Annotated in this window: 17 protein-coding genes; 14 read left to right on the forward strand and 3 right to left on the reverse strand. The window is 74.1% G+C overall.

The window, feature by feature from the left end; genetic code table 11:
• Positions 1-34 precede the first annotated feature (34 nt).
• From RM780_RS01415 to RM780_RS01425, 3 genes are all read left to right on the forward strand, one after another.
• Entirely contained in the window at positions 35-715 is a 681-nt protein-coding gene (locus tag RM780_RS01415) for a GNAT family N-acetyltransferase (RefSeq protein WP_311628539.1), read from the forward strand.
• A gap of 179 nt (positions 716-894) precedes the next feature.
• The gene (locus tag RM780_RS01420) at positions 895-2,700 is read left to right on the forward strand and encodes an IucA/IucC family protein (RefSeq protein ID WP_394812857.1); all 1,806 of its coding nucleotides are present in this window, start codon (positions 895-897) and stop codon (positions 2,698-2,700) included.
• Positions 2,701-2,744: 44 nt separating this feature from the next.
• On the forward strand, positions 2,745-4,754 hold the full coding sequence (locus tag RM780_RS01425) for an ATP-dependent DNA helicase (protein WP_311628540.1): 2,010 nt from the start codon (positions 2,745-2,747) through the stop codon (positions 4,752-4,754).
• Positions 4,755-4,780: 26 nt separating this feature from the next.
• Here the strand turns inward: RM780_RS01425 and lexA are convergent, their stop codons facing one another.
• Positions 4,781-5,476 carry a transcriptional repressor LexA gene (lexA, locus tag RM780_RS01430; RefSeq protein WP_394812865.1) on the reverse strand — a complete coding sequence of 232 codons (696 nt, stop codon included), beginning with the start codon at positions 5,474-5,476 and terminating at the stop codon, positions 4,781-4,783.
• Positions 5,477-5,995: 519 nt separating this feature from the next.
• Between lexA and nrdR the strand changes: the two genes are divergently transcribed.
• From nrdR to RM780_RS01455, 5 genes are all read left to right on the forward strand, one after another.
• A complete protein-coding gene (gene nrdR, locus RM780_RS01435; protein ID WP_311628542.1) occupies positions 5,996-6,481 on the forward strand; it encodes a transcriptional regulator NrdR in 486 nt (161 codons plus the stop codon).
• 144 nt (positions 6,482-6,625) lie between these two features.
• On the forward strand, positions 6,626-9,514 hold the full coding sequence (locus tag RM780_RS01440; RefSeq protein ID WP_311628543.1) for a vitamin B12-dependent ribonucleotide reductase: 2,889 nt from the start codon (positions 6,626-6,628) through the stop codon (positions 9,512-9,514).
• Positions 9,515-9,703: 189 nt separating this feature from the next.
• The gene (locus tag RM780_RS01445; protein ID WP_311628544.1) at positions 9,704-10,312 is read left to right on the forward strand and encodes a DUF4937 domain-containing protein; all 609 of its coding nucleotides are present in this window, start codon (positions 9,704-9,706) and stop codon (positions 10,310-10,312) included.
• 51 nt (positions 10,313-10,363) lie between these two features.
• Positions 10,364-11,029: a histidine phosphatase family protein gene (locus RM780_RS01450; protein WP_311628545.1), complete on the forward strand. Its 666-nt coding sequence runs from the start codon at positions 10,364-10,366 to the stop codon at positions 11,027-11,029.
• Positions 11,030-11,042: 13 nt separating this feature from the next.
• Positions 11,043-11,747 carry a ribonuclease HII gene (locus RM780_RS01455; protein ID WP_311628546.1) on the forward strand — a complete coding sequence of 235 codons (705 nt, stop codon included), beginning with the start codon at positions 11,043-11,045 and terminating at the stop codon, positions 11,745-11,747.
• A gap of 9 nt (positions 11,748-11,756) precedes the next feature.
• Here RM780_RS01455 and RM780_RS01460 read toward each other — a convergent pair whose 3' ends face one another.
• A complete protein-coding gene (locus tag RM780_RS01460) occupies positions 11,757-13,949 on the reverse strand; it encodes a RecQ family ATP-dependent DNA helicase (RefSeq protein ID WP_311628547.1) in 2,193 nt (730 codons plus the stop codon).
• Between the two features lie 143 nt (positions 13,950-14,092).
• Between RM780_RS01460 and RM780_RS01465 the strand changes: the two genes are divergently transcribed.
• The 6 genes from RM780_RS01465 (at position 14,093) to RM780_RS01490 (ending at position 21,943) form a co-directional block, all read left to right on the forward strand.
• Positions 14,093-15,247: a DUF4192 domain-containing protein gene (locus RM780_RS01465; protein WP_394812858.1), complete on the forward strand. Its 1,155-nt coding sequence runs from the start codon at positions 14,093-14,095 to the stop codon at positions 15,245-15,247.
• 28 nt (positions 15,248-15,275) lie between these two features.
• On the forward strand, positions 15,276-16,016 hold the full coding sequence (locus RM780_RS01470; protein WP_311628548.1) for an NUDIX hydrolase: 741 nt from the start codon (positions 15,276-15,278) through the stop codon (positions 16,014-16,016).
• A 79-nt stretch (positions 16,017-16,095) separates the two neighbouring features.
• Entirely contained in the window at positions 16,096-17,898 is a 1,803-nt protein-coding gene (locus RM780_RS01475) for an ABC transporter ATP-binding protein (protein WP_311628549.1), read from the forward strand.
• Between the two features lie 132 nt (positions 17,899-18,030).
• Entirely contained in the window at positions 18,031-19,005 is a 975-nt protein-coding gene (locus RM780_RS01480) for a FadR/GntR family transcriptional regulator (RefSeq protein ID WP_311628550.1), read from the forward strand.
• Between the two features lie 282 nt (positions 19,006-19,287).
• Complete coding sequence (locus RM780_RS01485) at positions 19,288-20,928, forward strand: RNA polymerase sigma factor (protein WP_311628551.1); 1,641 nt, start codon at positions 19,288-19,290, stop codon at positions 20,926-20,928.
• A 136-nt stretch (positions 20,929-21,064) separates the two neighbouring features.
• On the forward strand, positions 21,065-21,943 hold the full coding sequence (locus RM780_RS01490) for a S1 family peptidase (RefSeq protein WP_394812866.1): 879 nt from the start codon (positions 21,065-21,067) through the stop codon (positions 21,941-21,943).
• A gap of 78 nt (positions 21,944-22,021) precedes the next feature.
• Here the strand turns inward: RM780_RS01490 and RM780_RS01495 are convergent, their stop codons facing one another.
• Complete coding sequence (locus RM780_RS01495; protein ID WP_311628553.1) at positions 22,022-22,252, reverse strand: DUF7455 domain-containing protein; 231 nt, start codon at positions 22,250-22,252, stop codon at positions 22,022-22,024.
• Between the last annotated feature and the right edge of the window lie 261 nt (positions 22,253-22,513).

Here is a 22,513-nt window from a genome sequence, read left to right on the forward strand (position 1 = left end):
GTCCCCGCGCCCTCCGCACCACCAGGAGCAGCCCGTGCCAGCGCACCGCCCCGCGACCGACGACGGCGAGGACACCGCCGACCTGCACCTGCCGCCCGACCTCACGGGCGCCCCGCCCGGCTACGCGCCCGCCCCCGCCCGGCCCGCCGCGCCCTGGCAGCCCGACCTGCTGGACCACCTCCCCGACTGGGGGCCGGTCCCCACCCCCGCGGGCGTCCTCCAGCTCGTCCCCGTGCACCTCCCCCGCGACCTCTCGCTGATCGCCGGGTGGATGAACGACCCGGCCGTGGACGACTTCTGGCTGCTGGCCGGGCCGCCCGAGCGCACGGCCGCCCACGTCCGCGCCCAGCTCGCCGGCGACGGCCGCAGCCTGCCCTGCCTCGGCCTGCTCGACGGCCTGCCGATGAGCTACTGGGAGATCTACCGCGCCGACCTCGACCCCCTCGCCCGCTACTACCCCTCGCGGCTCCACGACACCGGCGTCCACCTGCTCATCGGCAGCGCCGAGGACCGCGGGCGGGGCGTCGGCAGCGCGCTGCTGCGCGCCGTCTCCGAGCAGATCCTGCTCCACCGGCCGCGCTGCGAGCGGGTCGTCGCCGAGCCCGACGCGCGCAACGGACCCTCCCTGGCCGCCTTCCGGGCCGCCGGATTCCGGGAGGCGGGGGAGGCGGTGCTGCCCGATAAGCGGGCCGTCCTGATGGTCCGCGACCGCTGAACCACCCGGTCCCGCGTGGCGCCCGGCCGCCGCGCGCCTCCGTCCGGGCCCGCGCCGGAACGTTCCCTCTGCGCCCCGCCCCGGCCGTTTCCCCCTCGCCCCGCCCGGCGTTCCCGCGCCGCCCCCGCCGTCCCCCCGCTCGTCCCGTCCGCTCCCTGTCCCGCACCCAGGAGGTCCCGATGACCACGACGCCCCGGCCGGCCGCCCCAGCCCCCCGGTCCCCGCATTCCCGCCGCCCCGCCGCCGGGGCGGTCGCCTGGCGGGAGGCGGCGCGCCGGATGTTCGCCAAGCTGCTGGGCGAGTTCGCCTATGAGGGCATCCTGACCCCCCGCCCCGACGGCCCCGAGGACTCCGGCCGCTACGTCCTGCCCGTGCCCGGCGGTTCGAGCTACCGCTTCCGCGCCCGCCGCGGCGCCTACGGCCACTGGCGGATAGACCCGGCCTCCCTGGAGCCGGCGGCCGACCCGCTGGCGTTCGTCGCCCAGGCCCACGACACCCTCCTCGGCCTGAGCGGCGACACCACCGGGCACCTCATCCGCGAGCTGACGGCCACCCTGGCCGCCGACGTCGCCTTGGCCGCCGACGCCCTCAGCGCCGCCGGGCTGGCCGACCTCGGCCACGCCGACCTGGAGGGCCACCAGACCGGACACCCCTGGCTGGTCGCCAACAAGGGGCGGCTGGGCTTCTCCGCCGCGGACGCCGCCCGTTGGGCCCCCGAGGCGCGCACGCCCCGGCCGTTGCCCTGGCTCGCCGTGCACCGCAACCTCGCCCGCTACCGCGGCGTGCCCGGACTGGCCGGACCCGAGCGGCTGTACGCCGAGGAGCTGACGCCGGTCACGCGGGAGGCCTTCGCCCGCACCGTCGTTCAGGCCGGGCGTGACCCGGGGCACTACCTCTGGCTGCCGGTGCACCCCTGGCAGTGGGACGAGACGATCGCCCCGCTCTACGCCCCGCAGATCGCCGAGAGCCTGCTGATACCCCTGCCCACCGACGGCGACCTGCGGCTGCCCCAGCAGTCCATCCGGACGTTCCTCAACGTCAGCCGCCCGCACGCGCGCAGCGTCAAGCTGCCGCTGTCCGTCCTCAACACCCTGGTCTGGCGCGGCCTGCCCACCGAGCGGACCCTCGCGGCCCCGGCCGTCACCGGCTGGATGCAGGGGGTGCGGGAGGCCGACCCCTTCCTCGCCGAGGAGACGCGGGTGATCCTGCTGGGGGAGACCGCCTCCGTCACCGTGGAGCACCCTCTCTACGACCGGCTGCCCACCGTTCCCTACCAGTACCGCGAGCTGCTCGGCTGCATCTGGCGCGAGCCCATCGGGCCGTACCTCGACCCCGGCGAGCGCGCCCGGACGCTGGCCGCGCTGCTCTACACCGACCCGGAGGGGCGCTCGCTGACCGCCGAGCTGGTCCGGCGCTCGGGGCTGGAGCCGCGGGCCTGGCTGGAGCGGCTGTTCGGCGCCCTGCTGCCGCCGCTGCTGCACTTCCTCTACCGGTACGGCACCGTCTTCTCCCCGCACGGGGAGAACGCCCTGGTCGTCTTCGACGAGCGGGAGACGCCGGTGCGGCTGGCCGTCAAGGACTTCGTGGACGACGTGAACCTCAGCGCGCAGCCACTGCCGGAGTTCGACGGCGTGCCCGAGGAGGTGCGGCAGGTGCTGCTGACCGAGCCGCCGGGCTTCCTCACCCAGTTCATCCACTCCGGGCTGTTCGTCGGCGTCTTCCGCTACCTCGCCCCGCTGTGCGAGGAGGAACTGGGCGTCCCCGAGAGCGATTTCTGGTCACTCGTCCGGGCGGAAATCCTCGCCCACCAGCGGCGTTTCCCCGAGCTGAAGGCCCGGTTCGAGGCCTTCGACCTGCTCACGCCCCGCATCGAGCGGCTCTGCCTGAACCGCAACCGCCTCCATCTGGACGGCTACCGCGACCGCCCCGAACGCCCCCACGCCGCCGTGGAGGGGACTGTCCCGAACCCGCTGCACCTGCCGTGAACCCGGCGCCCGTTGTCACAGGGGCCGCGTAAGGTGACAGCCCTATGACTGACACCGGGACTGACTCCGGCGGCACGCCCGCCCTCACCGACCTGCTGCACGCCGCGGTGGCCGCCGTGGGCGGCTCGGAGCGGCCCGGACAGGCGGCCATGGCCGGGGCCGTGGCCGCGGCCATCGGCGACGGCACCCACCTGCTGGTCCAGGCGGGCACCGGCACCGGCAAGTCGCTGGGGTACCTGGTGCCCGCCCTCGCCCAGGGCGAGCGGGTCATCGTCGCCACGGCCACGCTCGCGCTCCAGCGGCAGCTGATCGAGCGGGACCTGCCCCGGACGGTGGAGGCGCTGCACCCGCTGCTGCGCCGCCGCCCGGAGTTCGCCACCCTCAAGGGCCGGTCCAACTACCTGTGCCTGCACCGCCTGCACGAGGGCGTGCCGCGCGACGACGAGGAGGGCCTGTTCGACCAATTCGAGGCGGTCCAGGCCTCGCAGGGGCCGAGCAGCCGGCTGGGGAAGGATCTGCTGCGGCTGCGGGAGTGGTCGGAGGAGACGGAGAGCGGCGACCGCGACGAGCTGACCCCGGGCGTTTCCGACCGGGCCTGGGGGCAGGTCTCGGTCTCCTCCCGGGAGTGCCTGGGCGCCTCCCGGTGCGCGTACGGCGCCGAGTGCTTCGCGGAGGCCGCGCGGGAGCGCGCCAAGCTCGCCGAGGTCATCGTGACCAACCACGCGCTGCTGGCCATCGACGCCATCGAGGGCGCGCCGGTGCTGCCGGGCCACGACGTGCTGATCGTGGACGAGGCGCACGAGCTGGTCTCCCGGGTCACCGGCGTGGCCACCGGCGAGTTGACGCCCGGGGCCGTGCAGCGGGCGGTGCGGCGTGCCTCCAAGCTCATCGACGAGAAGGTCGCGGACCAGCTGCTGACCGCGTCCGAGGAGTTCGAGCGGCTGATGGAGCTGGCCCTGCCCGGCCGGCTGGAGAAGCTGCCCGACGACCTGGGGCACGCGCTGGCGGCGCTGCGGGACGCGGCGCGGGCGGCGATCTCGGCGCTGGGCGCCGTCCGGGACGCTTCCGTGGCGGACGAGGACGCGGTGCGCAAGCAGGCCCTGGCCTCCCTGGAGACCGTGCAGGAGGTGGCCGAGCGGATCACCGGGAACTCGGCGTACGACGTGGTGTGGTTCGAGCGGCACGACCGGTACGGGGCCTCGCTGCGCGTGGCGCCGCTGTCGGTCTCGGGGCTGCTGCGGGAGAAGCTTTTTCAGGACCGCTCGGTTGTGCTCACCTCGGCGACCCTGAGGCTCGGCGGCGACTTCAACGGCGTGGCCGCCTCGCTCGGCCTCGGCCCCGAGGGGGAGGAGGGCGAGGACCTGCCGCCATGGCAGGGGCTGGACGTCGGATCGCCCTTCGACTACCGCAAGCAGGGCATCCTCTACGTCGCCCAGCACCTCTCCCCGCCCGGCCGCGAGGCGGGGCGCGCGGACATGCTGGACGAGCTGGCCGAGCTGGTGGAGGCTGCGGGCGGCCGGACGCTGGGGCTCTTCTCCTCCATGCGCGGCGCGCAGGCGGCGGCGGAGGAGCTGCGGGACCGGTTGGACCTGCCGATCCTGCTCCAGGGCGAGGAGACCCTGGGCGAGCTGATCCGGACATTCGCCGAGGACGCCAGGACCTGCCTCTTCGGGACGCTCTCGCTGTGGCAGGGGGTGGACGTGCCCGGGCCGAGCTGTCAGTTGGTCGTGATGGACCGCATCCCGTTCCCGCGGCCGGACGATCCGCTGGTCACCGCGCGGCAGCGGGCGGTGGAGCAGGCCGGGGGGAACGGCTTCATGGCGGTGGCGGCCACGCACGCCGCGCTGCTGATGGCCCAGGGGGCGGGGCGGCTGGTGCGGTCCACGGGGGACCGGGGCGTGGTCGCGGTCCTCGACCCGCGGCTGGCCCGGGCCCGGTATGGATCGTTTCTCCGGGCCTCGATGCCGGACTTCTGGTACACCACCGACCGGAATCAGGTTCGCCGCTCACTGGCGGCGATCGACGCGGCAGCACGCTCCACCACCGCGTCGTGAGGCCGGGCCGCGGGGGGTGCGGCGGCTCAAATGCGCCGCATGACGGCGACGACTTTGCCCAGGATGGTGGCCTCGTCGCCGGGGATGGGCTGGTAGGCGGCGTTGTGCGGGAGGAGCCAGACCTGGCCGTCCTCGCGCTTGAAGCGCTTCACGGTCGCCTCGCCGTCGAGCATCGCCGCCACGATGTCGCCGTTCTCCGCGACGGGCTGGCGGCGGACGGTGACCCAGTCGCCGTCGCAGATGGCCGCCTCGATCATCGAGTCCCCGACCACCTTGAGGACGAAGAGCTCGCCGTCACCGACTAGCTGGCGGGGCAGGGGGAAGACGTCCTCGACCGACTCCTCCGCCAGGATGGGGCCGCCGGCCGCGATCCGGCCAACCAGCGGGACGTAGGAGGCCGCGGGCTTGCCCACGGTCTCCGCCGCGGGGGGCGCGGGAGTCTCGGCGCCGCGCACCTCATACGCGCGGGGGCGGTGCGGGTCGCGGCGGAGGAAGCCCTTGCGCTCCAGGGCCATCAGCTGGTGCGCTACCGAGGAAGTGCTGGACAGGCCCACGGCCTGGCCGATCTCACGCATGGACGGCGGATAGCCGCGGCGCTGCACGGAGTCCCTGATCACCTCGATGACCCGCCGCTGCCGGTCCGTGAGGCCGGAGCTGTCGGCGCGGATGCCCGGCGGACGACCGGGCAGCGCCCGTCCCGGCGCCGCTGCCGGCGCGCCCATCCGGTCCTGGCGGCGCTCGGCGGTGATGGCGTCGTCTGCGGCGGTGGTCATGTCGGCCCCTTCTGAGGTGATACTCCTGGCCAGACAACGGTAGTTGCTATCGAAAGGTTGCGCCAAACACACGTTCGAGTGAAAACTGCCGGATCCCCTGACGTGATCAAGAACCCGGGTGTATGGCGCACCGCCGTGGCCCGCCCCTGCCTCCGCACGGTTACCCCCCGTGGCCCCAGCCTGCCATACGTGGCCGCGCGCTCGCGTCCCGGCCCCCCCGGTTGTCGCGGCACGACACGCCCCTGGGGGCGACGCGCCCTTCGGCCCTACATCTAGTGGGTGCCCGTCTGGTGGCTCCCCACAAATTGTGTCGCGGGCCATCGCGGCCCCCGGAAATCGCCTATGCTGGGCACCGTCTTCACCGGCCGCTCACCGGCCCGGGGAAGGCCAGGCGCTGTGCTCCCATGCCCGGCGCCGCCACGCTGCGTCACCGACGCGGGTCGCCGTTGCCGAGAGGGGAGAGAGGTCATGCACTGCCCCTTCTGCCGGCACCCCGACAGCCGCGTCGTCGACAGCCGCACCGCGGACGACGGCACGGTGATCCGCCGGCGCCGCCAGTGCCCGAGCTGCTCCCGGCGCTTCACCACGGTGGAGACCGCCTCGCTGATGGTGATCAAGCGCAGCGGCGTCACCGAGCCGTTCAGCCGGGACAAGGTGATCGCCGGCGTCCGGAAGGCCTGCCAGGGCCGCCCGGTGACCGAGGACGCCCTGGCCCAGCTGGGGCAGCGCGTCGAGGAGGCGGTCCGCGCCACCGGCAGCGCCGAGCTGTCCACGCACGACGTCGGCCTGGCCATACTCGGGCCGCTCCGCGAGCTGGACCTGGTGGCCTACCTGCGCTTCGCGTCCGTCTACCGGGCCTTCGACTCGCTCGAGGACTTCGAGGACGCCATCGCCGAGCTGCGCGCGGGACTGCCCGCGGCGCCCGCGCCCGCGCGACCACCCGCGGCCGGCTGAGCCGGACGGCGGGGCCCGTGGCCCCGGCCGGGCCACCCACAGACCAACCGTCGCGCACCGTCGCGCGCCGGCCATCAGAACAGAATCCGTGAACCGGCGCATTCCGGGACACGACATGGCGTTATGCCTGGACAGGGAGGCGGAATGACTGAGACGACGAGCGGCCCGGCACGGGGCTCCCGGGCCAAGGAGGGCAAGGGAGCCAAGGGGAGCCGGGGCCTGCGGATCGAGCGGATCCACACTACGCCCGGCGTGCACCCCTACGACGAAGTGACCTGGGAGCGCCGTGACGTCGTCATGACCAACTGGCGCGACGGCTCGGTCAACTTCGAGCAGCGAGGCGTCGAGTTCCCCGACTTCTGGTCGGTGAACGCGGTCAACATCGTCACCAGCAAGTACTTCCGCGGCGCCCTGGGCACCCCGCAGCGGGAGACGGGGCTGAAGCAGCTCATCGACCGGGTCGTGAAGACCTACCGCCGCGCGGGTGAGGAGCACGGATACTTCGCGGGGCCCCAGGACGCCGAGATCTTCGAGCACGAGCTGGCCCACGCGCTGCTGCACCAGATCTTCAGCTTCAACTCGCCGGTGTGGTTCAACGTCGGCACCGCCCAGCCGCAGCAGGTCAGCGCCTGTTTCATCCTGGCCGTCGACGACTCCATGGAGTCGATCCTCGACTGGTACAAGGAAGAGGGGATGATCTTCAAGGGCGGCTCCGGCGCCGGCCTGAACCTCTCCCGCATCCGTTCCTCCAAGGAGCTGCTCTCCTCCGGGGGCAACGCCTCGGGCCCCGTGTCCTTCATGCGCGGCGCCGACGCCTCGGCGGGCACCATCAAGTCCGGCGGCGCCACCCGCCGCGCGGCCAAGATGGTCGTCCTGGACGTCGACCACCCCGACGTCGAGGCGTTCATCGAGACCAAGGTCAAGGAGGAGCAGAAGATCCGCGCCCTGCGGGACGCCGGCTTCGACATGGACCTCGGCGGCGAGGACATCACCTCCGTCCAGTACCAGAACGCCAACAACTCTGTCCGGGTGAACGACGAGTTCATGCGCGCCGTGGAGGCGGGCTCCTCCTTCGGCCTGCGGGCGCGGCTGACGGGCGAGATCATCGAACAGGTCGACGCGCGGGGGCTGTTCCGGAAGATGGCGGAGGCCGCACACGCCTGCGCCGACCCGGGCATCCAGTACGACGACGTCATCAACCACTGGCACACCTCGCCCGAGTCGGGCCGCATCTCCGCGTCCAACCCGTGCAGCGAGTACATGCACCTGGACAACTCCTCCTGCAACCTCGCCTCGCTGAACCTCATGAAGTTCCTCAGCGACGACGGCGCGGGGCACCAGTCGTTCGACGTCGAGCGGTTCACGAAGGTCGTGGAACTGGTCATCACCGCGATGGACATCTCCATCTCCTTCGCGGACTTCCCCACGCGGAAGATCGGTGAGACCACCCGCGCCTTCCGCCAGCTGGGCATCGGCTACGCCAACCTCGGCGCGCTGCTGATGGCGACCGGGCACGCCTACGACTCCGACGGCGGGCGGGCCCTGGCCGGGGCCGTCACCTCGCTGATGACCGGCACCTCCTACCGGCGCTCGGCGGAGCTCGCGGCCGTCGTCGGGCCCTACGACGGCTACGCCCGCAACGCGGATGCCCACAACCGCGTGATGCGCCAGCACGCGGAGGCCAACGACGCGGCCAAGCGTATGGACGATCTGGACACCCCCGTGTGGGCCGCGGCCACCGAGGCCTGGCAGGACGTTCTGCGCCTCGGCAAGAAGAACGGTTTCCGCAACGCGCAGGCGTCCGTGCTCGCCCCCACCGGCACCATCGGCCTGATGATGGACTGCGACACCACCGGCATCGAACCCGACCTGGCCCTGGTCAAGTTCAAGAAGCTCGTCGGCGGCGGCTCCATGCAGATCGTCAACAACACGGTGCCCAAGGCCCTCAAGCGACTGGGGTACCAGCCGGAGCAGGTGGAGGCGATCGTCGCCCACATCGCCGAGCACGGCAACGTCATCGACGCCCCCGGGCTGCGGCAGGAGCACTACGAGGTCTTCGACTGCGCGATGGGGGAGCGGTCCATCGCCCCGATGGGCCACGTGCGGATGATGGCCGCGGCGCAGCCCTTCCTCAGCGGCGCCATCTCCAAGACGGTCAACATGCCCAGCACCAGCACCGCGGACGACGTCGCGGAGATCTATCTCCAGGGCTGGAAGCTCGGCGTCAAGGCCCTGGCCGTCTATGTGGAGAACAGCAAGGTCGGTCAGCCGCTGTCCGCCAAGAAGAAGGAGGCGGAGGCCGCGGCCGAGCCGGAGAAGGTCGTCGAGTACCGGCCGGTGCGCAAGCGGCTGCCGAAGGGGCGCCCCGGCATCACCACCTCCTTCACGGTGGGCGGCGCCGAGGGCTACATGACGGCCAATTCCTACCCGGACGACGGGCTGGGCGAGGTCTTCCTGAAGATGTCCAAGCAGGGCTCCACTCTCGCGGGCATGATGGACGCCTTCTCCATCGCCGTCTCCGTCGGCCTGCAGTACGGGGTGCCGCTGGAGACCTACGTCTCGAAGTTCACCAACATGCGCTTCGAGCCGGCCGGGATGACGGACGACCCGGACGTGCGGATGGCGCAGTCCATCGTGGACTACATCTTCCGCCGCCTGGCGCTCGACTTCCTGCCCTTCGAGACCCGCTCGGCGCTGGGCATCCACACCGCCGGGGAGCGCCAGCGGCACCTGGACACCGGCTCCTACGAGCAGGAGGAGGACGAGGTCGACGTGGAGGCGCTGTCCCAGTCGGCCCCGCGCCAGATCGTGACCCCACCGCCCGCGTCGCGTCCGGTCCCGCCCGCCGCCCCGCGGGCAGCGGCCCCCGAGCAGCCCGCGCCGAAGGAGGCGCACAGCTCCACGGAGCTGCTGGAGATGCAGCTGGGTCTGAGCGCGGACGCCCCGCTGTGCCTCACCTGCGGCACCAAGATGCGCCGCGCCGGCAGCTGCTACCTGTGCGAGGGCTGCGGCTCCACCAGCGGCTGCAGCTGAGCCACCGCCCGGGGCGCCGGTCTGCCTCCAGCGCCCCGGCGGAGCCGGCTCTCCTCCGCCCCGCCCGCCTCCCGGCGGGCGGGGCGGCCGTCGTCCGCCCCAACGGCCGCCGGGGACGGGCCCGGTGGGTGCGGTGCGGGTTGGGTGATCTCGTGCCGTGGGCATCACGGATGGCCGTACCATGGCGCGGTGCTGGTCAAGTGGATGCGCTGCACCGTCGTCGACCGGGTCGGCTTCGAGCGAGCGCAGCGGAAGTGGGCGGGGCTGCTCGGCGAGCCCGGATTCCGGGCCCAGGGGGGCGGCTGGAGCCGCACCCGGCCGAACGTCGTGCACCTCTTTTCCTTCTGGGAGAGCCGGGCGTTCTACGACTCCTTCATGGCCCGCTCCCACGACCGGCTCGCCGCGGCCCAGTCGGGGGCCGTCCAGGACACACGATCCCTCCTCTTCCAGTACCGCTTCGATGTCAAGATGGGCTTCGAGCCGCGGTTCACCGACGCCGACCTGCTGCGCGTGGCCCACTGCCGGGTCCACAAGGAGCGCGCCGAGCACTTCGCGCTGATGCAGGAGAAGGTGTGGAACCCGGCGATGGCGGGCTCGCCCGGCATGCTCCGCGGGGTCTTCGCGGAGGCCGAGCCGGAGAGCGAATTCCTCGTGCTGTCGATGTGGGACTCGGCGGCCGAACGCGCCAAGTACCGCACGGAGCGCGTGGAACGGCTCGCGCTGCGCGCCCAGACCGGCGCCGATGTCGCCGCGATCGCCGGGGACGTGATCGACATGGAGCCGGGATGGACGGTCTGACGGACGTGCCGCGGCCCAGCGCCGCCGGCGGCCGGGAACTACGCTGAGCCCATGGCACGGCCCCGGCGCATCGTTCTCCTGAGGCACGGCGAGTCTCAGGGGAACCACGACGACTCGGTCTACGAGCGGGTGCCCGACCATGCCCTGGAGCTGACCGACCGCGGCCGGGAGCAGGCCGAGGCGGCCGGGAAGCGGCTGCGCGAGGTCTTCGGCACCGAGCGGGTCTCCGCCTATGTCTCGCCCTACCGCCGCACCCACCAGACCTTCCGGGCCCTGGCGCTGGACCCGGCGCGCGTCAGGGTGCGCGAGGAGCCGCGGCTGCGCGAGCAGGACTGGGGGAACTGGCAGGACCGCCGGGACGTGCTGCGCCAGAAGCGCGCCCGGGACGCCTACGGGCACTTCTTCTACCGCTTCGCGCAGGGCGAGTCGGGGGCAGACGTCTACGACCGGGTGGGCGCCTTCCTGGAGAGCCTGTGGCGCAGCTTCAAGGAGCCGGACCACCCGCCCAACGTCCTGCTGGTGACGCACGGGCTGACCATGCGGCTCTTCTGCATGCGCTGGCTGCACTGGACCGTCGCCGAGTTCGAGTCCCTGTCCAACCCGGGCAACGGCGAGACCCGTGAACTGGTGCTGGGCGGCGACGGCCGGTACCACCTCGACCGCCCCTTCGACCGCTGGCACACACCCGAGCGGCCCTTCGAGGGCTGGTGCGCGTAAGGTGGGCCGCGCCATGCCGTACGAGCCTCCCACCCACCGCGTCGAGCGGTCGCTGCGCGCCACCACCGGGGCCCGGCTCGTCGCCGGGATCGACGAGGTCGGGCGGGGCGCCTGGGCCGGGCCGGTCACCGTCTGCGCCGCCGTCACCGGCCTGCGCCGCCCGCCCGAGGGGCTGACCGACTCCAAGCTGCTGTCCCCGCCGCGCCGCACTGCGCTGGCCGACGTCCTCACGGGCTGGGTCACCTCCTTCTCCCTGGGGCACGCCTCGCCCCGGGAGATCGACACGCTGGGCATGACCGCGGCCCTGCGGCTCGCGGCGGGCCGGGCCCTGGAGGGACTTCCCGAGCCCCCGGACGCGGTGATCCTGGACGGCGGTCACGACTATCTGGGCGAGCCCTGGAGGGTGCGCACGGTGGTCAAGGGGGACCAGTCCTGCGTGGCGGTGGCGGCTGCCTCCGTCATCGCCAAGGTGCGCCGTGACGCGATGCTTGCCGAACTGGCCCCGGAGCACCCGGGGTTCGGCTTCGACAGCAACGCGGGCTATCCCTCCCCGGTGCACCGGGAAGCGCTGGAACGGCTGGGCCCGACTCCGCACCACCGCCGCTCGTGGGCCTACCTGGACGCGCTGCCTCGCTGGCGCCATCTCAAACTCCCCTCGCACCGCGACGCGGCGGCCGTCGAATCTCTGGAAGAGGCCGGTCAGCTCGGCATGTTCTGAGCCGGTGGGTCAGCCGTCCACGGCCAGGACCAGCGGCAGCACCGCCTCGGCGCCGGCGGCGCGCAGCAGCCGCGCCCCCATGGCCAGCGTCCAGCCCGTCTCGGTCAGGTCGTCCACTAGCAGCAGCGGCCCGCCTGCCTCCCGGACCGCCGCGGCGAGGGCGGGCGGCAGCGTGAGCGAGTCGGCCAGCTCCCGCACGCGCTGGGCGCTGTTGCTCCGGCGGGCCGGGCGTTCGGGCGGCCCGGGGTCGAGCGCGCCGAGCAGCGGCATCCGGCCCACGGCGGCGATCCGCTCGCCCAGCGAGCCGATCAGCACGGGCCGGGAGCGGGAGCCGACAGTGACCACGCCGACCGGGCGCCGCGGCGCCTCCGGATCCCCGGTGGCCCAACCCCCCGGGCCCTTGGCCCAGTCGGCGAGGACGGTGACGACCGCGTCCGCCACGTCCTGCGGCACCGGCCCGTCCGGGGTGCCCCGGGCGAGCAGCGGGCGCAGCCGGTTCCCCCAGCCGATGTCCGACAGGCGGCCCAGGGCGCGCCCCGGCTCGGCCTGCTCGCCGGCGGGAATGCGCCCCTTGAGGTCGACGCCGACGGCCGGAAGGCCGGTGGGCCACATCCGGCGCGGCTCCACGGGCGTCCCCGGGCGGGCCAGCTCGCCCCGGGCGGCGGCCAGCGCGTCGGGGTCGACGTCGGGCGCGTGGCCCCGGCCGGTGCAGTTGTCGCAGCGCGCGCAGGGGGCCGCCTCCGGGTCGTCCAGCTGCCGGCGCAGGAACTCCATCCGGCAGCCGGTGGCCGCGACGTAGTCGCGCATCGCCTGCTGCTCTGTCTCGCGCCGCCTTGCCACGCCGGCGTAGCGCCCGGCGTCGTACGCCCAGGGCGAGCCGGTGGCGGTCCAGCCGCCGCGCTCGCGGCGCACGGCGCCGTCCACGTCCAGGACTTTGAGCATCATCTCCAGGCGGGAGCGGCGCAGTTCGACCCGGGGCTCCAGGGCCGCCAGGGACAGGGGCGCGTCGGCTGCGGCCAGCGCGTCGAGGGTGCGCCGCACCTGCTCCTCGGGCGGAAAGGCGAGCGATGCGAAGTACCGCCAGATCGCCTCGTCCTCGGGGCCCGGCAGGAGCAGCACCTCCGCGTGGGCCACGCCGCGCCCTGCGCGGCCCACCTGCTGGTAGTAGGCGATGGGGGAGGAGGGGGAGCCCAGGTGCACGACGAAGCCGAGGTCCGGCTTGTCGAAGCCCATCCCGAGCGCGGAGGTGGCGACGAGCGCCTTGACGCGGTTGCCCAGGAGGTCGTCCTCGGCGGCCTGGCGGTCGGCGTTCTCCATCCGCCCCGTGTACGCCGTCACCCGGTGGCCGCGGGCGGAGAGGTGGGCCGCCACCTCCTCGGCCGCCGCCACGGTGAGGGTGTAGATGATCCCGGAGCCGGGGAGCTCGCCGAGGTAGCCCTCCAGCCAGGCCAGCCGGTGCGCGGCGTCGGGCAGCCGCAGCACGGACAGCCGCAGGCTCTCGCGGTCCAGCGGCCCGCGCAGCACCAGGGCCCCCGCGTCCTCCCCGCCGGTGCCGAGCTGCTCCGCGACGTCCGCGGTCACCCGGGCGTTGGCCGTCGCGGTCGTGGCCAGCACGGGCACCCCGGCCGGCAGGTCGGCGAGCAGCGTGCGCAGCCGCCGGTAGTCAGGGCGGAAGTCGTGGCCCCAGTCGGAGATGCAGTGCGCCTCGTCGACGACGAGCAGCCCGGTGGCCGCGGCCAGCCGTGGAAGGACGCGGTCGCGGAAGTCCGGATTGTTCAGCCGCTCCGGCGAGACGAGCAGCACGTCGACCGCCCCCTTCTCGATCTCCTCGCGGACCGCCTCCCACTCCTCGGCGTTGGCCGAGGAGATGGAGCGGGCGTGGATGCCGGCCCGCGCGGCCGCCTCGATCTGATTCCGCATCAGGGCGAGGAGCGGGGAGACGATGACGGTCGGGCCGGCGCCTTGGCGGCGCAGCAGCGCGGTGGCCACGAAGTAGACCGCCGACTTGCCCCACCCGGTCCGCTGCACGACGAGGGCGCGGCGCCGCTCGGCCACCAGCGCCTCGATGGCCCGCCACTGGTCCGGCCGAAGCGCGGCCGTGTCGCTGCCCACGAGGCGGGCCAGGGTGGCGTCGGCCTCGGCGCGCAGCTCGGGCGACCCGGACGAGGAAGGCGGGGCGTGGCCCGCGGGCGATGACTGCATGAGCCCATGCAAGCCCACTCGCCCGGGGCGGTGCCAGCCGCCCCTGTGGACAACTCGGTCATACCTATGACGAGTACGACCGCAGCCCGGACCTGTGGACAACGCGCGGCGCGACCGCCCCGCCCGGCGGCATCCTCGCCGCCATGAACCAGCACAGCGACACCGCCCACCACGTCACCCTCCAGGAGAACCGCGTCGTTCTCCGCGGCCCCGCCGACCTCGCCGACGCCCTGCCCTACCTGCTGGGGTACCACCCCGACGACTCGATCGTGCTCATCGGCCTCCACGGCCGGCGCGGTCGGCTCGGCGGCCGACTGCGCACGGGCATCCCCAAGGAGCCGGCAGCCTGGAGCGAGGCCGCCGAGCAGCTCGCGGGCTGCCTGGTGGAGAGCGCCGCGGCCCGCCGCGGACGCCCGGACGCCGCCGTCGTCTACCTCTGCCAGGAGCCCCAGCCCGGGGTGTCCGCCCAGGAGACCATGGAGCGGCTGCGCCCCCTGGCGCAGCGGATGCGCACCGCCTGCGGCGCCCTGGACGTGCCCGTCCTCGAAGCCCTCTACGTCACCGGCGCGCGGTACTGGTCCTATTGCTGCCCCGGCCCCGACTGCTGCCCCGCCGAGGGGAACGAGCTGCCCCTGACCGGCACCTCCCCGATGGCGGCCGCCGCCGCGTACGCCGGGATCCGCGTGCAGGGCTCCCTGCGGGACCTCGAGAGCCGGCTGGCGCCGCTGACCGGCCCGGCCGAGGCCCGGCAGCTGCGTGCCCTGGACGCCGCTGCCGCCGAGCTGGTGCCCCGGATGCTCGACGGGCAGGCCAGCATCGACGCGGTCCGGGCCGAGAGCCTCGATCTGGCCGGGCGGCTGCTTGAGCGCTTCGAGCGGGCCCTGGCCCCGGCCGACCCCGACGACGCCTCCACGGACGGGCGGGACGACGCCCTGCTCACCTCCGAGGAGGCGGCCCGGCTGGTCCTCGGCCTGCAGGACCGCACCATCCGGGACATCGCGGCCGAGTGGATGGAGGGCACCGAGGCCCCACCCGCGCTGCGCCTGTGGCGGGCGCTGGCGCGCCGCTGCGTCGGGGCGTACCGGGAGCACGCCGCCGCCCCGCTGACCCTGGCGGGCTGGGTGTCCTGGGCCACGGGGGACGAGGTGGGGGCGCGGATCGCGCTGGGGATGGCCTTGGAGACGGACCCCGAGTACGTCTTCGCGCGACTCCTGCACCAGGCGTGCAACGAGGGCGTCGACCCCGAGCCCCTGCGCCGCTCCATGCGCCGGGAGCGGGCTGCCCGGGGGCGCCGGTGAGGGTGTCACGGGCCCCTATGATCACGGCATGCCCTACGACCCGTCCGACTTCCCGCCGTTCGCCGTCACCGTCGACCTGGTCGTGCTCACCGTCCGCCGGCATGCGCTGTGCGCCCTCACCGTGCGCCGCGGCGAGGAGCCGTACCGGGGGCAGTGGGCGCTGCCGGGCGGGTTCGTGCGGGTGGAGGAGGACCTGGTCACCGCGGCGGCCCGCGAGCTGGCGGAGGAGACGGGCCTGGGGACCCAGGATCCGGGCAGCACGCAGGCAGGGGTGCACCTGGAGCAGCTGGCCACCTATGGAGAGCCGGGCCGGGACCCGCGGATGCGGGTGGTCAGCGTGGCCCACCTGGTCCTGGCCCCCGACCTGCCCGCCCCGACCGCCGGCGGCGACGCGGGCGGGGCCCGGTGGACCCCCGTCGCGCGGCTCCTCGAGGGCCTGGACGAGCAGGCCACCGAGCGGCTGGCCTTCGACCACGCCCGGATCCTCGCCGACGGCGTCGAGCGCGCCCGGTCGAAGATCGAGTACTCCTCCCTGGCGGCGGCCTTCTGTCCGGCGGAGTTCACGGTGGGGGAGCTGCGCCGGGTGTACGAGGCGGTGTGGGGAGTCGCCCTCGACCCGCGGAACTTCCACCGCAAGGTGACGGGGACGCCCGGGTTCCTCGTTCCCGTGGGCGGCACGACGACCCGTCAGGGAGGGCGGCCCGCCCAGCTGTTCCGGGCCGGCGGCGCCACGCTGCTCAACCCCCCGATGCTGCGGCCCGAGGTCTGACCGCGCGACACCGGGAATTACCCGGTTTATCCGATATCTCCCGTTATCGTGCCAGGGTGCACGCCTCTCGGGAGAAGCGATGATCCAGGCCATCGGACTCACCAGCGCGGCCCGGCGCGGCCGTCGCCCCGCCGTCGACGACCTCACTTTCGAAGCCCGCGCCGGCCAGGTCACCGCCCTCCTCGGCCCGCCCGGCGCGGGCAAGTCCACCGCCCTGCGGCTGATGCTGCAGCTCCAGCCCGGCCGGGGCGTCGCCCTCTTCCGCGGTCGCCCGCTCGGCCGGGTCCCCCACCCCGCGCGGGAGGTCGGCGTCCTGCTCGGAGACGTGCCGGGCCACCCGCGGCGCACCGCCCTGGGCCACCTGAGGATGCTGGCCGCCGTCGCGGGGGTCCCCGCCGCGCGGGCCGGGGAGGTGCTGGAGGTGGTCGGGCTCAGCGGCCTGGCCGACCAGCCGCTTGGCCGGTTCTCCCGGGGCATGGACCGCCGGCTCGGGCTCGCGGTCGCCCTCCTGGGCGACCCGCACACCCTCGTCCTCGACGACCCGGGGGCCGGGCTCTCCCCCCGCGAGACCGCCTGGCTGCGCGGCCTGCTGCGGGGCTACGCGGAGCAGGGCGGCACCGTGCTGACCAGTGCGGAGGACCCTCGGGAGACCGCGCGGGTCGCCGACCGCGTGGTCAGCGTCGACGACGGGCGGCTGGTCGCCGACCAGACGGCCCTGGACTTCGGGCGGGCCCTGCTGCGCCCCCGCGTCGCGGTGCTCACCCCGCACGCGGACCTGCTGGAGGACGCTCTGGCACGGGAGTTGGCCCTCGCGGCTCCCGCGCCCGGAGGGGAGCGGCCGGAGGTCGTGCGGGAGTCGGGCGACCGAATCTCCGTCTTCGGCAGCAGCCTCGCGGCCGTCGGCGAGATCGCCCACCGCCACCGCGTCGTCGTCCACCAGCTCGCCGACGAGGTGGGCGACCGCGGGGATCGCTACCCTGCCGGGCCGCTGCTGCGCGCCGACGGCAGGGCCGCGGCGGCGACCGCCGCCCCCTCCGGCCCCCGGCCGCAGTCCGGGGCGGGTCGGCCGGCGCGGCTGCCGCCCCGGCTCCCGGCGCTGCCGCCGCCGGGCCCCGCCTGGCCGGTCCGCTACGAGCTGCGCCGGTGGGCCGGGGTGGCCACCGGCTGGGTGGTGATGGGCGCGGCCCTGCTCGCGGGGCTGGTCGCCTCCCTCCTCCTCGCCTCCGGCGGCCCCGCCCCCGCGGAGCGGGTGCTCGCCGGCTGGGCCGCCCCGCTGCCGCTGCCCCCGGCCGCCCTCGCGGCCGGCGTCCTGGGCGCCCTGTCCTTCGGCCACGAGTTCCGGTACCCCGCGCTCGCCCCCACCCGCGTCCCCGTGCCCCGCAGGATCTCCCTGCTCGCGGGCAAGCTCGTCGTCGCCACCTGCGCCGCGACGCTGCTGTGCCTGACCTCCGTCGCCGTCAACTCCACGTCCTTCACGCTCCTGTTCGGGCAGAGCGTTCCCGTCGAGGGCTCCTGGGAGTGGGCGCTGGCCTGCACGACCGGCCTGTCGGCGGGCTGCGCCTGGGCCGGGCTGCTGGCCGCCGGGCTCTTCCGCTCCGCCCTGGCCGGGCTGGCCGCCGTCGCCCTCCTCCCCCTCGCGGTGGCCCCCGCGCTGCGCGCCGTGCTTGCCGGGCCGGCGGGCCGGTCGCTCGACGGACTCCCGGGCCGGCTGCACGCGTTGACCCAGCTTCCGTTCCCTTCCGGAGTCGACCGCTGGTTGTCCGCAAGCGTGCGTCTGGCGTCCCAGCCGATCGGCTGGGCCCTCCTGCTGTCCCTGACCGTCATGGCGGGCGCGTACGCCCTCGTCAGCCTGCGCAACGGCCCCCGGCTCCAGGACGAATAACCCCGCCGCGCGCCCCCCGCGCGCGCCGTCGCCGCCCCCAACGACCTTACAGGATGTCCGTATTGCGCGATGCGCGACCATTTCCTTCCGGATAGGCGTCAATTATGCGGGAGGCGCCGATCACCCTTTCGTGTGCTTTTCACCAAAGACCTCAAGGTGTCAACGGGGCCCGCCGACAAAGGAGGCGTGACTACCCTTGCGCACTCCATGATGACCGCCCCGCGGGCCACCGACTCCGGCCCCGCAGGCCCGGGCGACCTCGACCGCTACTCCTACGCGGAGTCCACCGGCGCCGCCCGCACCACCAACGCCCCCGCCTGGGACGGCGGGGACCCCGACCTCGGCCGCATCGGCCGCCGCGCCGCCGGAAGCCGCGGCCGCGGCCTGCACGGCCAACTCGTCCAGCAGCTCGGCCAGATGATCGTCTCCGGCGACCTGGGCGCCGACCGCCCGCTGGTGCCCGAGGAGATCGGCCAGCGCTTCGAGGTCTCCCGCACCGTCGTCCGTGAATCCCTCCGCGTCCTGGAGGCCAAAGGCCTGGTGAGCGCCCGCCCCAACGTCGGCACCCGCGTCCGCCCCGTCGGCGACTGGAACCTCCTCGACCCCGACATCATCGAATGGCGCGCCTTCGGCCCCCAGCGCGAGGACCAGCGCCGCGAGCTGTGCGAGCTGCGCCTGACGATCGAGCCGCTGGCCGCCCGCCTCGCCGCCTCCGACACCCCCGACGAGGTCCGCCAGCGCCTGGCCGACATGGTCGACATCATGACCCACGCCCTCGCCCAGGGCGACGCCCTCACCTTCTCCCGCGCCGACACCGAGTTCCACGGCCTGCTCCTCCAGGCCGCGGGCAACCGCATGCTGGAGCACCTCTCCGGCATCGTCGCCGCCGCCCTCCAGGTCTCCGGCGGCGCCCCCTCCGGCTGCGAGCACCCCACCGAGAGCACCGTCGCCCTCCACCAGCGCATCGTCGACGCCATCGCCGCCGCCGAGCCTCCCGCCGCGGAGACCGCGATGCGCCAGCTGCTCGCCGCGGGCGAGCCCGCCTCTCCCGCGGCGGGGGCCGCCCCCGGCGCGGACCACGTCGTCCCGGCGCCGCGCGAGCACTGACCGCGGCGGGCCAGGGTGTCGCCGGGACGGGTCCGCACCGGCCTTCCGGCGACGCCTTCAGCCCGGCCCGCTACTCTCGAGCGTGCGGTGTGACTCGGGACACGCGAAAGCTGCGTAACGCTTCGGGGAGCAGCGCGATGAATCAAGAGGTGGCAGCAGCGGCAGGACCAGCAGTCCGCCGCCGCGGCCGCCGATGCCGACGGCTCACCCCCGCCGCCGGCCACGGTCCCGTCCGCCTGGGGCGGGCCCCAAGCCGTTCCCAGAGTTTCCGAGAGGTTGTTCGTGTCGGCCAGCACTTCCCGTTCCCTCCCCGCGGAGATCGCCGAGTCCAATTCTGTGATGGCGCTCATCGAGCGGGGGAAGGCTGAGGGGCAGATCGCCGGCGATGACGTGCGCCGGGCCTTCGAGGCTGACCAGATCCCGTCAACCCAGTGGAAGAACGTTCTGCGCAGCCTCAACCAGATCCTCGACGAGGAGGGCGTGACGCTGATGGTGAGTGCCGCCGAGGCGCCGAAGCGCAACCGCAAGAGTGTCGCCGCGAAGACAACGGCCAAGCGCACCGCGACGAAGACCGTCGCGGCGAAGACCCCCCCTCCCAAGAAGGCCACCGCCCTGGCCGCCCCCGCGGGCGCCGGGACTCCGGACCCCGAGGAGCTGGAGGCGCCCGCCGCCGCGCAGGCCCCGGAGGAGCTGGAGGCCCCCGAGGCGCCCGCCGCCGCCAAGGCGGTGGCGAAGAAGGCCCCCGCCAAGAAGGCCGTGGCGAAGAAGGCTCCCGCCAAGAAGGCCGCGGCGAAGAAGACCGCCGCGACCGGCAAGAAGGGGGAGTCGAAGAAGGAGATCGTCGACGAGTTCCTCGAGGGCGAGGAGGAAGGGCTGGAGGAGCCCGCCGAGCGGGCCGCCCGCGGCGCCGCCCCGGCCGAGCCCGGCCCCGAGGGCAAGCAGGAGAACGAGGGCTTCGTCCTGTCCGACGAGGACGAGGACGACGCCCCCGCCCAGCAGGTCGCCGCCGCCGGCGCGACGGCCGACCCGGTCAAGGACTACCTCAAGCAGATCGGCAAGGTCCCCCTGCTCAACGCCGAGCAGGAGGTGGAGCTGGCCAAGCGCATCGAGGCCGGCCTCTTCGCCGAGGACAAGCTGGCCGGCTCGGACAAGATCGCCCCCAAGCTCAAGCGCGAGCTGGAGATCATCTCCGAGGACGGCCGCCGCGCGAAGAACCACCTGCTGGAGGCGAACCTCCGCCTCGTCGTCTCCCTCGCCAAGCGGTACACCGGCCGCGGCATGCTCTTCCTGGACCTGATCCAGGAGGGCAATCTCGGCCTCATCCGCGCCGTGGAGAAGTTCGACTACACCAAGGGCTACAAGTTCTCCACCTACGCGACCTGGTGGATCCGGCAGGCCATTACCCGCGCCATGGCCGACCAGGCCCGCACCATCCGCATCCCGGTGCACATGGTCGAGGTGATCAACAAGCTGGCCCGGGTGCAGCGCCAGATGCTCCAGGACCTGGGCCGCGAGCCCACCCCGGAGGAGCTGGCCAAGGAGCTGGACATGACCCCCGAGAAGGTGGTCGAGGTCCAGAAGTACGGCCGCGAGCCGATCTCCCTGCACACCCCGCTCGGCGAGGACGGTGACAGCGAGTTCGGCGACCTCATCGAGGACTCCGAGGCCGTGGTCCCGGCGGACGCGGTCAGCTTCACCCTCCTGCAGGAGCAGCTCCACTCGGTGCTGGACACGCTCAGCGAGCGCGAGGCCGGCGTGGTCTCCATGCGCTTCGGCCTCACCGACGGCCAGCCCAAGACCCTGGACGAGATCGGCAAGGTCTACGGCGTCACCCGCGAGCGGATCCGCCAGATCGAGTCGAAGACCATGTCCAAGCTGCGCCACCCCTCCCGTTCGCAGGTGCTGCGGGACTACCTCGACTGACCCCGTCCCCCTACGGGGGCGGGAGCGCGACGACGGCCGCGGGCGCATTCGGGATGCGCGCCGCGGCCGTCGCCATGACGCTGGGTGTCCAAAGGACCCCACACGGTCAGGAGCCCTCATGCGTTGTCCGTCCCGGCTGCCCCGGCCGTCGTGGCCGGTGCTCTCGGCCCTCCTCCTCGCGCTGCTGCCCGCCGCGCCCCTGGCCCCGGCCGTTCCCGCCGCCTCGGCCGCGGACGGGACCGTGGTCGGCGGCCACGCCACCCCCGTCGAGCGCCACCCCTGGGTGGTGGCCCTCGCCAGCCGGTCGCTGTTCGGGGACGCCCGCTCGGGCCAGTACTGCGGCGGGGCGGTGCTGGGCCCGCGCACCGTGGTCACCGCGGCCCACTGCCTGCTCACGCCCGAGCCCGGCGCCCCGGCGGGCCCCCCACCCCCCGACCTGGCGGTCATCGCCGGGCGCGACGACCTCACCGGCACCGCGGGCCGCGAGGTGCCCGTGGCCGAGGCCTGGGTGAACCCGGACTACGACGAGCGCACCCACTCCGGGGACCTGGCCGTGCTGACGCTGGCCGAGGCCCTGCCCGACGGCCACGTCATCCCTCTGGCCGCGGACCCCGGCGAGCCGGCCTACCGCGCCGGCACCCCCGCCCGCGTCTACGGCTGGGGCGACACCGACGGCACGGGCCGCTACGCCACCGGCCTGCGCTCGGCGGGCGTGCGCCTGCTGCCGGACGACGCCTGCGCGCGTGCGTACCGGGAAGCGGGGAACGGCCGTTTCGACCCGGCCTCGATGGTCTGCGCCGCCGCCCCGGGCGGGGGAGCGGACGCCTGCCAGGGCGACAGCGGCGGCCCGCTGGTGGCCGGCGGGCGGCTGGTCGGCCTGGTCTCCTGGGGCAGCGGCTGCGGCGAGCGGGGCCGCCCCGGGGTGTACACGGAGGGCTCGGCCATCGCGGCGGCCGTCGCGTCCGGTCAGAAGTCGAACGGAAACGGGCGGCCACCCCTGGTTTCGTCGGGGTGACCGCCCGCTGCCTCCGGCTCTGGCGCCGGACCGAGCCCGTCGGGTGGGTGGACGCGATGCGCCTGACCGGCGCGCCGGTCAGCGTTCGTCTTCGCGCGCGCTGGCGGGAGCAGCGGTCAGCTTCTCCGTCTCGTCCTGTATCTCCGCGGCGATCTTCTTGAGCTCCGGCTCGAACTTACGGCCGTGGTGGGCGCAGAACAGCAGCTCTCCGCCGCTGATGAGGACCACGCGGAGATATGCCTGGGCACCACAGCGGTCGCAGCGGTCCCCGGCGGTCAGCGGGGTCGCGGGGGTCAGAACAGTAGTCACGTCGCCTCTTCTCTAGCTCGACGAGCTGTCGTACCAGGGACAACATCCAACCAGGCCGAGAACGTTCCCGCTCGCGGCTTCCCGGAGAAAAAACTTTCCCGGGATGACCGGACGCTGCCGGTTGGCGGCGAATGAGCCGTATTGCAGTGATTGCTTGGTGTAGCGCGGTCTATCGGTCTATGGGGCTGACGGTCAGGCTCCGGATACGCCGTCTACCTCCGTGTACCCGGCTGCTCGTCCTTCGTTCAGGAGGACGTGCCC

The sequence above is a fragment of the Streptomyces boetiae genome (genome assembly GCF_031845405.1).
In the GTDB taxonomy this organism is placed as follows: domain Bacteria; phylum Actinomycetota; class Actinomycetes; order Streptomycetales; family Streptomycetaceae; genus Streptomyces; species Streptomyces boetiae.

Bases quoted from the DNA above. Each gene is read 5' to 3' on its own strand.
- RM780_RS01420 (WP_394812857.1), top strand. From the start codon at position 895: ATGACCACGACGCCCCGGCCGGCCGCCCCAGCCCCCCGGTCCCCGCAT.
- RM780_RS01425 (WP_311628540.1), top strand. From the start codon at position 2,745: ATGACTGACACCGGGACTGACTCCGGCGGCACGCCCGCCCTCACCGAC.
- lexA (WP_394812865.1), bottom strand. From the start codon at position 5,476: ATGGGCGCGCCGGCAGCGGCGCCGGGACGGGCGCTGCCCGGTCGTCCG.
- nrdR (WP_311628542.1), top strand. From the start codon at position 5,996: ATGCACTGCCCCTTCTGCCGGCACCCCGACAGCCGCGTCGTCGACAGC.
- RM780_RS01440 (WP_311628543.1), top strand. From the start codon at position 6,626: ATGACTGAGACGACGAGCGGCCCGGCACGGGGCTCCCGGGCCAAGGAG.
- RM780_RS01450 (WP_311628545.1), top strand. From the start codon at position 10,364: ATGGCACGGCCCCGGCGCATCGTTCTCCTGAGGCACGGCGAGTCTCAG.
- RM780_RS01455 (WP_311628546.1), top strand. From the start codon at position 11,043: ATGCCGTACGAGCCTCCCACCCACCGCGTCGAGCGGTCGCTGCGCGCC.
- RM780_RS01460 (WP_311628547.1), bottom strand. From the start codon at position 13,949: ATGCAGTCATCGCCCGCGGGCCACGCCCCGCCTTCCTCGTCCGGGTCG.
- RM780_RS01465 (WP_394812858.1), top strand. From the start codon at position 14,093: ATGAACCAGCACAGCGACACCGCCCACCACGTCACCCTCCAGGAGAAC.
- RM780_RS01470 (WP_311628548.1), top strand. From the start codon at position 15,276: ATGCCCTACGACCCGTCCGACTTCCCGCCGTTCGCCGTCACCGTCGAC.
- RM780_RS01475 (WP_311628549.1), top strand. From the start codon at position 16,096: ATGATCCAGGCCATCGGACTCACCAGCGCGGCCCGGCGCGGCCGTCGC.